Raw genomic sequence first — 14,736 nt, forward strand, 5'->3', positions numbered from 1 at the left:
TGGCGAGCAACAGGGAGCACCGCGCGAGGTAGTCCACCCAGGGCCCCGCCATCTCGGCCCAGGTCTCCTGCCGGGTGAAGGCTTGTCCGAGGAACGGGGCCAGCGCGATCCCGGGCGGAGGGGTGGATGCCGGTTGGTGGGGCGATGTATGGATGCAGAAGCGCGTGACGCCCAGAGCGAGCTGCAGGTCGGCGATGTGCTTGAGGTTCGACGGCATCCATCCCCACGGGTCGCCGAAGGAGGTGAACGCCTCCGCGCCGGTCCAGGTGCGACCGTGCACGTGCGCGACGGACGCGGCGCCCTTCAGGTCGGCGACGTACGTCGGCCGCGGTCCGTCCTCCGCCGAGAAGGTCCACATCGCCCCCATGGGAACGTCCGCAGGCGCGCGCATCGCGAGGTCATCGCCCCACTGGGGTCGACCGTCCTCAAGGGCTTCGGCGTAGTAGGTCATGCCGCGCGTGTGGGCTTCGTCGGCGAGCGTGCCGTAGTACTGCGTCGCCAACAGCTCCCCGAGCGTGCGTCGATAGTCGTACAAGAAGCCGTCACTGCGTGCGCCGTCGCCGACGATGTACCCGGCGAGAGCCGGAAGCCACGGCGTCACGTCGTACCCGCGCGCGGCGGCGAACCGTGCGTCGATGTCGTCCGTGAAGTTCTGCGCCCCGGCCTCGATGCTGTCGCTCAGCAGCGCGTCGAAGCGTCCCGTGCGCGGTCGATATCGCTCCAGATGCACATCGAGATACGCCGCGACTCGTCGGGCATCGAGCTTGTCGACCTCCAGACCGGTGGAGATAGCCGGCGCCGGCCCATTGGTCTGGCCGGTGAGTGAGGCACCTACGCGCAGGACCCGCCAGGAGCCGGGCGGGGCGTCCCAGCGAAGGCGCCCGTCGTCGACCACCGCAGTGAGGTCGATCACCTTCGCGGGGTCGAGGCGGGTGCCCGATGCATCGGTTCCGGTGTCGACGGCGTAGAAGTCGTGTTCCATCCCGAAACCCGCCTTGGTCTCGGCGTGATGGACACGGGCCGCGTCGAAGAGCGCGAACTCGCTGACGTCGAAGGTCGCCGCGCGCCGCAGCACGGGTGGCATCCGCACTCCGGGGGCCACAGGCGGGAGAGCTTCCGCCGCGCTCGCTGCCGAAATGACGACGCGGAATCGTCGCGCGGACACGGGGGCGAACGACGCCGTGCGGGCAGGAACCGTCGTGGGGTCGAGGCGCACCACGTCGTGGAAGACGCCGGGGCTGATTTCGGCCTGGAGGACCGCTGTCGGCGGGGGCGCTGCTCCGAAACCCCGCGGACCGGGCAGTCCCAGCACGACAGCGCGCGCCGTCACCGGCTCGGGGAACTCCGCTTCGAGGGTTGCCGATGACCACGCGTCGGGGTCGCGCGGAAGGCGTACGCACGGGCCGAACGCCCCGTCGGTGAGGGCCGCTCCGTCGATCTCCGCGCCGTCGACGCGATAGGCGGTCGCCGTGTGGGGCCGGTACCCGTCGTCGTCGGGGAACGCGACCACACGCCAGTCCTTGCTCCAACGCGGCGGTGCGCCGGTCGTGTGGCGGGCGGTGTCCTGAAAGGCGCCGGCGGTGTCGGGTAAGGGAGGCAATGCGATGTCGAGGCGGCTGCCGCCTTCGACGACGGTCTCACTCCACACGATCTTCTTCATCGCGTCCTCGGGCTGCACCCACGGCCCGCCCGACGCGCTCCACCCCGCAGACGTTGCGATAGCGATCTCCATTCGCAGGCGTGCCGCCGTGACGGTGGCCGCCTCGACAGCGTCATCCCACGCGGGTGACCCGGGATGCCGCGGGGCGTCGACCACCAGCGGCATGCCCATGCCGCCGTCGAACATGTGCACGCCGCGCACGCCGATGCGGTGAAGCCACTCGAGGTCGGCGACGGCGCCCTCGGCGTCGGCGTTGCCGTCCATCCAGTGCCACCAGGCGCGGGGGCGCGCCTCGTCGGGTGGCTCGACGAATCGGATCCACAGATCGTCGGGGGAGTCATCGTGCGGCGTCGTCGTCACTGCCGAATCCTCGCATCGACGGAGGGGAGGCGGAGGATTCACCTCCTTATGCGGTCCATCCATCTGACTAATGTGCCTTTTCGACACAAGACTGCGATAGTCGAGGAACCGGCGCTCGACGCAACGGAGCGCAATGACGAAGAAGTCAGAGAGCAGATGACTGTGACCATCGAACAGGACACCACGCGGACGCTCACCGTGCCGCCTAAGGCCCGGCGAACGTCTCAGCGCCCGGTGCGCGGGGGCAAGCCGCTCATCAGCTACGGACAGTGGTGGTGGGCTCTACCCGCCATCCTTCTCGTGTTGGGTGTGCAATATGCCGCCACCCTCACCGGCGGCTTCTTCGCTTTCACGAACTGGACCGGCCTCGGCTCTTTCCAGATCACCGGCTTGGACAACTTCGCCAAGATCTTCGCCGACCCCCAGCTGCTCGGAGCGGTGTGGAACACCCTCTTCCTGGCGTTCGGTTCGGTCGTCATCACCAACATCTGCGGGCTGCTGTTCGCTCTGGCCCTCAATCGCACGCTCAAGACCCGGTACATCCTGCGGACGCTGCTGTTCATGCCGGTGGTGCTCAGTCCGCTCGCGGTGGCCTATGTCTGGAAGTTCATCTTCCAGTTCAACGGCCCGCTGAACGGCTTCCTCGGTGCGATCGGACTGGATTCGCTCCAGAAGACGTGGCTGGCCGATCCCACCTGGTCGATCTGGGCGATCCTCATCACGGTCGTCTGGCAGCAGACCGGCTTCACGATGGTGATCTACCTGGCCGGCCTCGCCTCGGTGCCGATCGAGGTCGAGGAGGCGGCCGCCCTCGACGGTGCGGGCGTCTGGGGACGCTTCTGGCACGTGGTGGCCCCCGCCATCCGTCCATCGATCGCCATCGCGACCACCCTGGGGCTGATCCAAGGGTTGAGGATCTTCGACCAGATCCTCGCCCTCACCGGGGGCGGGCCGGCCGGGGCCACCGAGACGCTGGCCACCGAGGTCTACAAGAACGCGTTCTCTCTCGGACAGTTCGGGTTCGGGTCGGCGCTCGCGCTCGTGCTCACCCTCATCATCCTGTTCTTCGCGATCGTCCAGCAGTACGTCACGCGCGACCGCGAGGTCGGGAAGGTCTCCTGATGTTCCGCTACACCAAGTTCACCGCTGTTCGCGAAGTCCTCGTCTGGGTGGTGACCCTGATCGGACTGCTGCCGTTGTACATCCTGATCACAACCTCCCTCAAGAGCGATCAGGAAGCCCTCACCTCGAGCGCGGTCGCCCCGCCCAGCGGGCTCGACTTCGGGGCGTTCATCGCGGTGCTCACCTCCACCGGGCGCAACAGCATCCCCATGAGCATCCTCAACAGCGTCATCATCACGGCCGGGTCGATCCTCGGGCTGGTGCTGTTCGGGTCGGTCGCGGCCTACGTGATCGCCCGGCGCACGCGCAGATGGACGACCATCACCTACTACCTCGTGCTCATCGCCATCATCCTGCCCGCGCAGCTCGGCACCGTGCCGCTGTACATCGGGGCGCGCACGATCGGCCTGACCGGAAACGCATTCGGCATGATCGTGCTCTGGGTCGGCATCCTCATGCCGCTGTCGGTCTTCCTCTACGCCAGCTTCTTCCGCGGGTTGTCTACGGAGTACGAAGAGGCCGCCGTGATCGACGGCGCATCCCCGGTGCAGGCCTTCTTCCGGGTGGTGCTCCCGCTCATGGCGCCCGCGACCGGAACCGTGGCGATCCTCGCCGGGCTCATCGTCTGGAACGACTTCTTCAATTCGCTGATCTTCCTCGGCGGCTCGACGACGCAGACGCTGCCGGTGGCGATGTACACCTACGTCGGCGGGCTGGTCTCGGCGTGGAACAAGATCTTCGCCGTCGTGATCATCTCGATGATCCCGATTCTGCTCTTCTACATGTTCGCCCAGAAGCGGTTCATCCAGGGCTTCGCCGGCGGTCTCAAGGGCTGAGACCCACCCCGCGGATGCCACGAGACCCGGCATCCGTCGACCGTCGCGCCCGCACATTGAAAGGACCCCCATGTACCAGCTCGCCCCCAACATCGAACTCCTCTTCACCGAGGCCGGCGACTACCACGATCGCGTGCGCGCGGCCGCGGCGGCCGGTTTCGACGCCGTCGAGATGTGGGGTCCGACCGGCGTCGACGCCCCGGCGACCCCGAAGGACCTGCCGGCGCTGAAGGCCGCGCTCGAGGAGACCGGCGTGCAGCTGACCGCGCAGCTGGCGGAGCCCCGCACGCAGTTCATGATCCCGCCGTGGGACCACTCGGAGTTCTTCCGCATGCTCGACGAGGGCGTCGCGATCGCCCGCGACCTCGGCTGCCCGCGCATCGTCGTCGGCAGCGGGACGGGGTTCGGCGGATGGAAGCGCCAGGTGCAGCTGGACAAGCTCGTCGAGATCTACCAGAAGGCCATGGCGCAGATCGACGGGTCGGGCATCACGCTCGTGCTCGAACCGGTCAATGTGCGGGTCGACCACCCCGGCTCGCTGCTGGATCGCACCGCCGAGGCCGTCTTCGTCGCGCGCGGCGTCGACTCGCCGTTCTTCGGTGTGCTGTACGACATCTACCACTCGGCCGTCGAGGGCGAGGACATGCGGGCCGAGCTCGCGAACGCCGGCGACATCGTGAAGTACGTGCAGCTCGCCGACGCCCCCGGGCGCGGTGAACCCGGCACGGGCGGGCTCGACTGGGCGGAGCGGTTCGCGCTGCTGCGCGCGAGCGGCTACGACGGGCCGGTCGGCCTGGAGTACTACCCGACCACCGCGTCCGAGGCATCCGTCGCCCACGTCGTCGAGATCGCGCGATCGGCATGAGCGGCCGGGAGTACCCCACGGCGGTCGACGTCGTCATCGTCGGCAGCGGGCCGACCGGTGCGGCCTACGCGCGGATCCTGTCGGAGCAGGCTCCCGGGGCGACGATCGTGATGTTCGAGGTCGGGCCGACGGTGTCGGACCCGCCCGGCGCGCACGTGAAGAACATCGGCGACCCGACCGCGCGTGCCCGCGCGCAACAGGCGTCGGAGGGTCCCGGCGAACGGGGCGCGAAGGTCGCGAATCCCGGAGCGGCCAAGGCAGGGGTGCGGGGCGCGCGTCCCGGGACGTTCCTGCTCGAGGACGGCTACGCCTTCCCCGGGGAGGAGGGGATGCCGGTTGCCGCGATGTCGAGCAACGTCGGCGGCATGGCCGCGCACTGGACCGGCGCCTGTCCGCGGCCCGGCGGCAGCGAGCGCATCGCGTTCGTCCCCGACATGGACGAGCTGCTCGCCGAGGGCGAGCGGCTGCTCGGCGTCACGACCGACGCCTTTGACGCGGCGCCGTTCGGTGCGATCGTGCGCGAGCGCCTGGCCGCCGCGGTCGACGAGGGTCGGAGCGCGGGGACGAAGGTGCAGCGGATGCCGCTGGCCGCGCACCGGCGCGACGACGGCCGTCTCGTGTGGTCGGGGTCGGACGTCGTCCTGGGCGAGGTGACGCGCGACAACCCTGCGTTCTCGCTGGTCGACGAGTCGCTCGTGACGTCGGTGCGGCTCGCAGAGGGACGCGCCGCCGGCGTCGTCGTGCGCGACCTGCGGACCGGTGAGGAGCACGAGGTCGCCGCGCGCGCCGTGGTCGTCGCCGCCGACGCGTTGCGCACGCCTCAGCTGCTGTGGGCCTCGGGTGTCCGCCCGGCCGCTCTCGGCCGCTACCTGAACGACCAGGCGCAGATCGTCTTCGCGTCGCGCTTGCGCGACGTCGCTCCCCTCGGCGCCGATGCCCCGTCGACGGGGCTCGCGGAGTACAGCGGGGTCAGCTGGGTGCCGTTCACCGACGACGTGCCGTTCCACGGCCAGATCATGCAACTGGACGCCTCGCCGATCCCCCTCGCCGAGGACGATCCGGTCGTCCCGGGGTCGATCGTGGGGCTCGGACTCTTCTGCGCCAAGGATCTGCGAGCCGAGGACCGCGTCGAGTTCGACGACGTGCACGTCGACGGATACGGGATGCCGGCTCCCCGCATCCACTACACCCTCACCGCCCGCGACCGAGAGGTGATCGAGCGGGCGCGACAGGAGATCGTGCGGCTCGGTGAGGCCGTGGGCGATCCGCTGGACAGCCGGCCCTTCACGCTCCCGGCGGGGTCGTCTCTGCACTATCAGGGCTCGACCCGGATGGGGCTCGAGGACGACGGCACGAGCGTGTGCGACATCGACAGTCGGGTGTGGGGCACTCCCGGCCTGTACGTCGCCGGCAACGGCGTCATCCCGACGGCGACGGCGTGCAACCCGACGCTGACGTCCGTGGCCCTGGCGGTCCGCGGAGCCCGCGCGATCGCGGCATCCCTCATCTGATCTCTTGCTTATGCAGGAATCCGACAATAGAGTGTAGAAATCCAGACAAAGAGGTCAGCGGCTTCGGCCGCACCGACGAGGAGGTCCCGGTGATCCCGGATCGCATCATCGAGCAGGGCACGCTGCAGGCGCGCGACGGACGGGCGGCGGTCGAGGTGCGCCTGCCCTGGTACCGGGCGCTGCCGGCATCCTGCATCTCCGGAGCGAAGCTCACCATCGACGGCGTCGAGGCACCGGCCGACTCGCTGCGGTGGCAGATGAACGGCGTGGAGTCCACGTTCGCCGACATGAAGGGCGACACCGACCAGTGGTGGTTCCCCACCGACTCGGCCGTGCTGTCGGGCGAGCTGGCGGTCGACGGCGGCGGTGAGCACGAGGTGCGCGTCGACCTGGAGCTCTACATCCCGTACATCATCATCGCCGACGACCAGGTGCTCCACATCGAGGAGCACGACACGAAGAACATGGAGGTCGTGGCATGACCGAGACGAAGGGCACGCCCATCCAGGGGGTGACGCTGTACAGCTTCACCCGCGCGTTCCACGGCCGCGAGTACGACCTCGACCAGCTCATCCGCAAGACCGCGGCCGAGGGCTTCGGGCCGGGGCTCGAGATCATCGGGTTCTCGAGCTTCCGCGGATTCCCCGAGATCGACGACCACTTCGCCGGCCGCTTCTCGGATCTCGTCGACGAGGTGGGGCTCGTGCGCACCTCGCTCGCCGTGAACGCCGACATCGGCCTGCGTCCCGACGCGCTCATGGACCAGGACGAGCTCATCGCCTACATGCGCAAGCAGATCGCGGCGGCGGCGAAGCTCGGCTTCCCGATCGCGCGCGTGCAGATCTCGCTCACGCCCGACTCGATGGAAGCGCTCGCCCCCATCGCCGAAGAGTACGGCGTCACCCTCGCGCTCGAAGTGCACGCCGACCAGTACGCCTCGCACCCGCGCATCCTGGCGCTCCGCGACCGCTACGAGAAGGTCGGCTCGCCCTTCCTCGGCTTCACGATGGACTGGGGTGCCACCGTCACCGGCTTCGCCCCGTCGCTCATCGAGGCGTACCGCCGCCGGGGAGCGTCCGAGGAGCTGCTCTCGGCCGTCGTCGCGCTGTGGGACGAGTACTACGAGCAGGGCCCGCCCGCCGATCAGGCCGAACACGGGAAGCGCTTCGGACGGTTCATCGGTCTCGGTCACCAGTACGGCCGGCCCGACCTCGGCATCGACTTCGGCATCAACGGCACGGGACTGTTCGGCCCCGCGCGCGTGGACGACTGGCTCGAGATCCTGCCGTGGGTGCGGCACGTGCACGGCAAGTTCTTCGGCATCGACGAGAACGGCGACGAGCCCTCGGTGCCCGTGGCCGACCTCATCACGCTGCTCGTCGACAACGGCTACAGCGGTGCCGTCTCCAGCGAGTACGAGGGTTGGCACTGGAACCACTGGCAGAGCCCCTTCGAGATCATCCGCGGCGAACAGGCCCTCCAGCGGGCGGCGGCCGAGAAGGCCGGCTCCCGCATGATCACGGATGCCGCGGAAGCCCGCCGCGTCCTGGACACCCATCTCGCGCACGCCGTGCGTGCCGGAAAGGACAATCGTCATGAGTGACGGCATCGCCGGGACCGGCATCAAGCTCGGGACCACCCTGTACTCGATGACCAGCGAGTTCGCGGCCGGTCAGTACACGCCCGAGACCCTCATCCGGGAGGTGCACGACCAGGGCATCGGCCCGGGCGTCGAGTTCAACTTCGCGCAGTTGCTGCGCTCGTACCCCGACGTCGACGCCGACTTCGTGACGCTGTGGTTCGACTCGCTCGAGAAGTACGGCCTCGAGGCCAGCGCCGTCGGGACGAACCTCGACATGGGGCGGCGCAAGGACCGCGACATGACGCCCGACGAAGAGCACGAGTTCCTCGCCCGGCAGCTGAAGGCCGCGCACACGCTCGGCTTCACGAAGATCGTGATCCGGTCCCACGGCAAGGAACTGCTGCGCAGTCTGCTCCCGCTGGCCGAGAAGTACGACCAGAAGCTCGGCTACGAGATCCACGCTCCCTCGGGTCCCAACGACCCCAAGGTCGTGGAGATGCGGGAGATGTACGACGAACTGCAGTCCGACCGCCTCGGGTTCACCGCCGATTTCTCCTCGACGATGCACTCCCTCTCGCCGACGCTGCTGCGCACGCTCGGCCAGATGGGCATGGACGAGAAGCACTTCCCGGTGATGGAGGAGATCTGGCACGAGCCGACGCCGATGCACGTGCGCAACCAGAAGTTCGAGGACTACCTCTCGGGCGAGGGCGTCGACTTCCTCCGCTTCGGCCCGTTCACGCGCCTGGCGTTCAACATGCACGGACTCGTCCCGCCGGAGGAGTGGCTGGACATCATGCCGCAGATCTTCCACGTGCACGCGAAGTTCTACGACATCGGTGCCGACGGGCAGGAACCCGCGATGGATATCCCGCGCATCGTGCGGCAGTTCGTCGAGGGGGGCTACGAGGGCTACCTCTCCAGCGAATGGGAGGGACACGCGTTCAGCGACCTCGGCGAGAGCGACCCGATCGACCTCGTCAAGAAGCAGCACGCGCTCATGCGTCAGGCCATCGAGGATGCCGTCCGGGTGGGGAGCCCCGCATGACACGGGACACCGCCGCCGAGGCATCCGTCTCCGAGCTCGTCGCCGAGGTCGCCCGTCTGCGCGCACAGGTCGAGGCCGCGCAGCGGCTGGCGCAGCGCGCCGAGGACCGCGGTCAGGTCGAGAACCTCTTCAACCGATACATGTACCTGCACAACGCCTTCGAGGACGAGCAGATCATCCCGCTGTGGGTGAAGGAGGGCACCGAGGGCATTCGCGCGAGATACACCAACGCCGGTCAGTACACGACGTGGCAGAGCGTCACCGATTACCACCGCGGTCGCCCCCACCCCGAGGGCAAGCTCATCCTCCACGCGACGAACACCCCCGTGATCGAGGTCGCCGCCGACGGCAAGACCGCCAAGGGCGTCTGGATGATGGCGGGCACCGAATCGGGTCTGACCGACCCGACCGTGGCCGAGGCGTTCCCCGACATGTACTCGCCCGACGAGGTGCTGGGCAAGAAGGTGTGGGCCCACTGGGTCTGGTGCAAGTACGCCATCGACTTCCTCAAGCAGGACGGCGAGTGGAAGTTCTGGACCTTCCGCTGCTACGAGCTGGCCCGCGCGCCCTTCGAGGAGAACTGGGTGAGCTTCGGCCTGAAGAACCAGGGCGCCTTCGACCTCGACCTCATGTACTTCGGCGACGACGGCACGCCCGTCTTCATGCCCCCGGCCGATGAGCCCGTTCCGGCGAAGAACCACCCGTACAGCCCGCAGACCACGCAGAAGCTCGAGCCGGTGCCGCCCGTCGCCCACGAGCACTTCACCGACACGTTCGCCTAGGAGAGACCCATGGCCACCCACAACTCGCTCTTCTCCGAGAAGGACGTCCGTCGCACCGACGACGGGCTCGCCGTCTCGCTCCAGCTGCCCTGGTACCGCAGCCTGTGGCTGTCGGCCGTCGACGGGGTCGCGGCCACCGTGAACGGGGTCGCCGTTCCCACCGACGACCTCCGCTTCGCGCTCGAGGGGCGCGAGTATCGCGTCGAGGAGCTGCCCGAGCAGTCCGACACGCTCTGGTTCGTCGCCGACCGGCCCGACGTGCTCATCCACCTCGACACCCCGCCCGCGGCGGGGGAGAAGGTGACGGTCGAGGTCGTCCTCACGATGCGTCTTCTCTACATGCAGATCATGCCCGGCGTCGACGGCGGCCCCGGTCGGTACGTCACCAACCGCGTCCCGGTCGAGCGCGAACTGGTGCTGGCATGACCAGTCCCCGACCGCTCCGCGTCGCCATGATCGGCTACGGCTTCATGGGGGCGGCGCACTCGGTCGGTTGGCGCCAGGCGCCGCGGGTGTTCGACCTCCCGCGCGCGGTCGAGCTGGCCGTCGTGGTGGGCCGGAACGCGGATGCCGTGGCATCCGCCGCCGTGCAATGGGGGTGGGCGGAGTCGTCCACCGATTGGCGCGAGGTGATCGCGCGCGACGACATCGACGTCGTCGACATCGTCACCCCGGGGGACTCGCACGCCGAGATCGCGATCGCGGCGCTGGAGGCGGGCAAGCACGTGCTGTGCGAGAAGCCGCTCGCCAACACCGTCGCGGAGGCCGAGGCCATGGCGACCGCCGCTGAACGGGCGCGGGGGCGCGGCATCCGGTCGATGGTGGGATTCACGTACCGCCGCGTGCCGGCGGTGACCCTGATGCGCGACATGATCGCCGAGGGCGCGGTCGGCACCGTGCAGCAGGTGCGTGCGGCGTATCGGCAGGACTGGCTCGTCGACCCCGGGATGCCGCTGGCCTGGCGCCTGCAGAAGGAGCACGCCGGATCGGGGGCTCTCGGCGACATCGGTGCGCACATCATCGACATGGCGCAGTTCGTCACGGGCCTGGGCGTCGACCGCGTCTCGGGGATCCTGGAGACGATCGTGAAGCAGCGGCCGTTGCAGGCCGCCGGGTCGGGGCTGTCGGGGTCGGCCGGCGAGGGCGTCGGCGACGTCACGGTCGACGACGCCGCGATCTTCACCGGGCATCTGGCGAACGGGGCGCTCGCGTCGTTCGAGGCGACGCGCTTCGCCACGGGCCGCAAGAACGCCCTCACGATCGAGGTGTCGGGCGATCGGGGCGCGCTCGCGTTCGACCTGGAAGACCTCAACAGCCTGCGGTTCTACGACCGCACGGCTCCCGAGGGACGCCAGGGGTTCACGCAGATCCTCGTCACCGAGCCTGTGCACCCGTACGTGTCGGCGTGGTGGCCCGCCGGTCACCTGCTCGGCTACGAGCACGGCTTCACCCATCAGGTGGTCGACCTCGTCGGCGCGATCGACGCCGGCACCGACCCGCACCCCTCGTTCGCGGAGGGCCTCGCCGTGCAGCGGGTGCTCGACGCGGTCGAGCGCAGTTCGGCACGCGAGTCCGCGTGGACGAGCGTCGCATCCTCCCTTCCCGCTTGAAAGGTCTCGTCATGGCACGCCCGATCACCCTGTTCACCGGCCAGTGGGCCGACCTGCCGTTCGAAGAGGTCGCGCGCCTCGCAGGCGAGTGGGGCTATGACGGCCTCGAGATCGCCTGCTGGGGCGACCACATCGACGTCTCCCGCTGGGACGACGCCGACTACGTGCAGTCGCGGCTCGACATCCTCGAGCGCCACGGTCTGAAGGTCTGGACGATCGCGAACCACCTCGTCGGGCAGGCCGTGTGCGACGACCCCATCGACGAGCGGCACCACGACATCGTGCCCGCGCGGGTGTGGGGCGACGGGGATGCCGAGGGCGTGCGGCAGCGCGCGGCCGAAGACCTCAAGAACACGGCGCGTTTCGCCGCGAAGCTCGGCGTGACGACGGTCACCGGGTTCACCGGGTCGAGCATCTGGAAGTACGTCGCGATGTTCCCGCCCGCCTCGGAGGCGATGATCGAGGCCGGATACCGCGACTTCGCCGACCGGTGGAACCCCATCCTCGACGTCTTCGACGAGGTGGGCGTGCGCTTCGCCCTCGAGGTGCACCCGTCCGAGATCGCCTACGACTACTGGACCGCGAAGAAGACCCTCGAGGCGATCGGGCACCGCCCGAGCTTCGGGTTCAACTTCGACCCGTCGCACTTCGTCTGGCAGCAGCTGGACTCGGTGGCGTTCGTCCTGGACTACGCGGACCACATCTTCCACGTCCACTGCAAGGAGTCGGTGACCAACCTCGACGGCCGCAACGGTGTGCTCGGCTCGCACCTGTCGTGGGACAACCCTCGCCGCGGATGGACGTTCGTCTCGACCGGTCACGGCGCCGTGCCCTGGGAGCCGCTGTTCCGGGCGCTCAACGCGATCGGCTACGACGGTCCGACGAGCGTGGAGTGGGAGGACGCCGGCATGGACCGGCTCGTCGGCGGCCCGGAGGCGCTCGCGTTCGTGCGCAAGCTCGGCGAGATCACCCCGCCGCACCAGCTCTTCGACGCGGCGTTCAGCTCGAAGGGCTGAGCGGGTGCTCCACGTCCTCATCCTGTCGGGGCACATGACCTCGGAGCACGACAACGCGCACCGGAGCTTCCGCCTGCACAATCAGTGGATCACGACGCTGCTCGAGGACACCGGGCGGTTCACCGTCCGCGTCGTCGAAGACCCGCGCGGCCTCCCCGCGGCCGTCATCGACAAGTACGACGTGCTCATCGTGGTCTTCGAGGGCCGCGACGGCTACCACGACATGGCGACCGGATTCGGAGCCGAAACGGATGCCGCGATCCTCCGGTTCGTGCACGACGACGGCAAGGGGATCGTGTGGTTCCACGGGTCCGCCGCCCAGGAGGACCGCTGGGGCTATCCCGAGGAGTACAACGTCATGCGCGGCGCGAAGCTCAGCGCGTGGGAGACCGGGTTGCGTCCGCGCCCGTGGGGCGAGGCGCTCCTGCGGACGACCGAGCCGCGGCATCCGATCACCGAGGGCATCACCGCGACGTGGACCGTCACGGGCGACGACATCCTCGTCGGCGTGCAGATGTACGACGGCGCCCGGGTGCTGTTGACGACCTTCGACGACCTCGAGGCGTACGAGAAGGCCCCCATGTGGCCCATGTCGCACTACCCCGTCGACATCCCCGAGGGAGGGATCGCGGCGCTGCCGGGCATCAACACCGACCAGCCGCTCGCGTGGATCAACGAGTACGGCGCCGGCCGGTCGTTCACGATCACGATCGGGCACGACATCGACACGTTCCGGCGGATCGAGTTCATCCGCATGTTCCCGCGCGGGGTGGAGTGGGCGGCGACGGGCGAGGTGACGCTCACCGGTCCCGACCGCCGCGGCGACCGCCGCATCACCCCCTGGCCGTACTACAACGGCGAGGGGTGAGGCGCGGCGCCGTCTCCGCGTGGGGACGGCGCCTGTTTCGGTGACGCGACGGCCGCCTCCTCCAGCGCGGATCGCGCGAGCGCGAGGTGGCGGCCCGTGACCGCCCACGGGTCGTCGGCGAGCCATTCCTGCCCGCCCCATTCGCTGCAGAGCGTTCCGGCGTACTCGGTGGTGCGCAGCACGGTGCCCAGGTCGCGGATCGGGCGGGTGATCCGCCCGTCGGTGTCGTCGAGGTCCCAGAACTTCATGTGGATCCCGCCCAACAGGGGCAGTACGGATGCCACGTCGGCGACCTCCGAGCGCCCGAAGCGCACGAGGAGGTTCATGTAGAGCGTGTGCACCGGCCCCGGCACGCGGCCGGACCGCAGATGGTCGACCACCGCGGCGTGCGTGTCGGGCTCGCGCCAGTGGTCGGTGAGGAGGGCCACCAGCGCCGGGTCGATCCGTCCCCGCGCGAGCTCGTCGAGGTAAGTCACGGGCAGCGCCGGCATCAGCATGCTGATATCCAGCAGCAGGCGTACGCGAGGGGTGTCGAGCGCCGCGATGCGGGCGTACGCGTCGGGCACCGCCGCCGGCGTCTGGTGCCCCTGCGCTTCTTCATAGAGCACGAGGTCGAGGTCGTCGAGCAGGGGGACGAGGCGTTCGAGCAGCGCCCCGGCCTGGCCGATCGGGAGCCGCACGCCCGCGGCGCCGAGGGCCGCCGACGTGCGCAGCTGCGGTTCGAGGAACGCCAGGCGCTCGTCGTCGCTGCGGCGACGGCGGCCATCCCACTCGTCGATGCTCACTCCGACGATGCTCACGCGTCCACCCGCCGCGGCGAGGCGTTCGCGGAGCTCCCGCGCCTCGTCCGGGGTCGCCTCGGGGTACCCGCGCCACAGCTGGCCCAGCTCGACCTCGATCTCGGATGCGATCCCGCGGTGGACGAGCGAGAGCGCGAGATCCGGGGCGGTGCGTTCCGCGCGGATGACCTCGGGGGTCACGTTGAACGCGCTGGCCGAGAAGCGCCAGGTCGCGGGCAGGCCGGTCACGCGGCGATCCCGACATCGAGCGAGACCGACGGCGACGATGCGTCGGCGACGAGAGGGCGCGCGCATCGGAACGGCAGCTCGAGCGGCCCGTCCGGACCGCCGTCCAGGTACGGGATCGCGAGCCGGAACGACACCGACACCTCGTGGACGCCGGGGGTCGCGGCATCCGTCACGCGCAGGACGACGCGGTCCTGGAGGTACCACCACCGGGTCTCGGTTGCGAGATCGTCGGGATCGATGACGCGGTCGCCGACCACCACCCGGCAGGGCACCGGCCGATCGTCGATGCGGACCGCGGGCTCGACGAGGCTCGAGAGGGGGAGGGAGCGGATCCACGGGAGCGACAGCCGGACGGCGTACCCGTCGGACACGGTCTGCAGCGCATCGTCGCGCAGCGGGGTCAGGGCCATAAGTCCTGAAGCTACCGACTAATGTCGTATTTGGGAAG

At 69.4% G+C, this 14,736-nt stretch carries 15 protein-coding genes; 12 read left to right on the plus strand and 3 right to left on the minus strand.

Translation table 11 applies throughout. From position 1 onward, the window contains the following. The coding region (locus tag LQV45_RS02960) for a glycosyl hydrolase (RefSeq protein WP_290370197.1) at positions 1–2,020 on the minus strand (2,020 nt) is incomplete at its 3' end. A 156-nt stretch (positions 2,021–2,176) separates the two neighbouring features. Here LQV45_RS02960 and LQV45_RS02965 point away from each other — a divergent pair. The 12 genes from LQV45_RS02965 to LQV45_RS03020 all read left to right on the plus strand — a co-directional run bounded on the left by LQV45_RS02965 (position 2,177) and on the right by LQV45_RS03020 (position 13,260). Continuing rightward, positions 2,177–3,142 (plus strand): carbohydrate ABC transporter permease, encoded by a 966-nt coding sequence (locus tag LQV45_RS02965; protein WP_230005669.1) that lies wholly within the window; start codon positions 2,177–2,179, stop codon positions 3,140–3,142. Then, positions 3,142–3,978 carry a carbohydrate ABC transporter permease gene (locus LQV45_RS02970; protein ID WP_230005670.1) on the plus strand — a complete coding sequence of 279 codons (837 nt, stop codon included), beginning with the start codon at positions 3,142–3,144 and terminating at the stop codon, positions 3,976–3,978. Before LQV45_RS02965 ends, LQV45_RS02970 begins: the two co-directional genes overlap by 1 nt. A gap of 70 nt (positions 3,979–4,048) precedes the next feature. Continuing rightward, positions 4,049–4,843, plus strand: coding sequence for a TIM barrel protein (locus tag LQV45_RS02975; protein WP_230005671.1), 795 nt, complete (start codon positions 4,049–4,051; stop codon positions 4,841–4,843). After that, complete coding sequence (locus LQV45_RS02980; protein WP_230005672.1) at positions 4,840–6,354, plus strand: GMC oxidoreductase; 1,515 nt, start codon at positions 4,840–4,842, stop codon at positions 6,352–6,354. The genes LQV45_RS02975 and LQV45_RS02980 overlap by 4 nt, the downstream gene beginning before the upstream one ends. Before the next feature lie 89 nt (positions 6,355–6,443). Beyond that, the gene (locus LQV45_RS02985) at positions 6,444–6,836 is read left to right on the plus strand and encodes a DUF6379 domain-containing protein (protein ID WP_230005673.1); all 393 of its coding nucleotides are present in this window, start codon (positions 6,444–6,446) and stop codon (positions 6,834–6,836) included. Further along, entirely contained in the window at positions 6,833–7,957 is a 1,125-nt protein-coding gene (locus LQV45_RS02990) for a sugar phosphate isomerase/epimerase (RefSeq protein WP_230005674.1), read from the plus strand. The genes LQV45_RS02985 and LQV45_RS02990 overlap by 4 nt, the downstream gene beginning before the upstream one ends. Next, on the plus strand, positions 7,950–8,984 hold the full coding sequence (locus tag LQV45_RS02995) for a sugar phosphate isomerase/epimerase (protein WP_230005675.1): 1,035 nt from the start codon (positions 7,950–7,952) through the stop codon (positions 8,982–8,984). Before LQV45_RS02990 ends, LQV45_RS02995 begins: the two co-directional genes overlap by 8 nt. After that, positions 8,981–9,766, plus strand: a complete 786-nt coding sequence (locus tag LQV45_RS03000; RefSeq protein ID WP_230005676.1) for a nuclear transport factor 2 family protein — start codon at positions 8,981–8,983, stop codon at positions 9,764–9,766. Before LQV45_RS02995 ends, LQV45_RS03000 begins: the two co-directional genes overlap by 4 nt. 9 nt (positions 9,767–9,775) lie before the next feature. Beyond that, positions 9,776–10,192, plus strand: a complete 417-nt coding sequence (locus LQV45_RS03005; RefSeq protein WP_230005677.1) for a DUF6379 domain-containing protein — start codon at positions 9,776–9,778, stop codon at positions 10,190–10,192. Continuing rightward, positions 10,189–11,376, plus strand: a complete 1,188-nt coding sequence (locus LQV45_RS03010; RefSeq protein ID WP_230005678.1) for a Gfo/Idh/MocA family protein — start codon at positions 10,189–10,191, stop codon at positions 11,374–11,376. Before LQV45_RS03005 ends, LQV45_RS03010 begins: the two co-directional genes overlap by 4 nt. A gap of 11 nt (positions 11,377–11,387) precedes the next feature. Beyond that, the gene (locus LQV45_RS03015) at positions 11,388–12,392 is read left to right on the plus strand and encodes a sugar phosphate isomerase/epimerase (RefSeq protein ID WP_230005679.1); all 1,005 of its coding nucleotides are present in this window, start codon (positions 11,388–11,390) and stop codon (positions 12,390–12,392) included. 4 nt (positions 12,393–12,396) lie between these two features. Further along, positions 12,397–13,260, plus strand: a complete 864-nt coding sequence (locus tag LQV45_RS03020; protein WP_230005680.1) for a ThuA domain-containing protein — start codon at positions 12,397–12,399, stop codon at positions 13,258–13,260. Here LQV45_RS03020 and LQV45_RS03025 read toward each other — a convergent pair. Together LQV45_RS03025 and LQV45_RS03030 are read right to left on the minus strand one after the other, a co-directional pair. Next, positions 13,242–14,288, minus strand: coding sequence for a restriction endonuclease subunit R (locus LQV45_RS03025; protein ID WP_230005681.1), 1,047 nt, complete (start codon positions 14,286–14,288; stop codon positions 13,242–13,244). The genes LQV45_RS03020 and LQV45_RS03025 overlap by 19 nt on opposite strands. Beyond that, the gene (locus tag LQV45_RS03030; protein WP_230005682.1) at positions 14,285–14,698 is read right to left on the minus strand and encodes a DUF6379 domain-containing protein; all 414 of its coding nucleotides are present in this window, start codon (positions 14,696–14,698) and stop codon (positions 14,285–14,287) included. The genes LQV45_RS03025 and LQV45_RS03030 overlap by 4 nt, the downstream gene beginning before the upstream one ends. Positions 14,699–14,736 lie beyond the last annotated feature (38 nt).

Source organism: Microbacterium sp. Bi128, assembly GCF_918698205.1.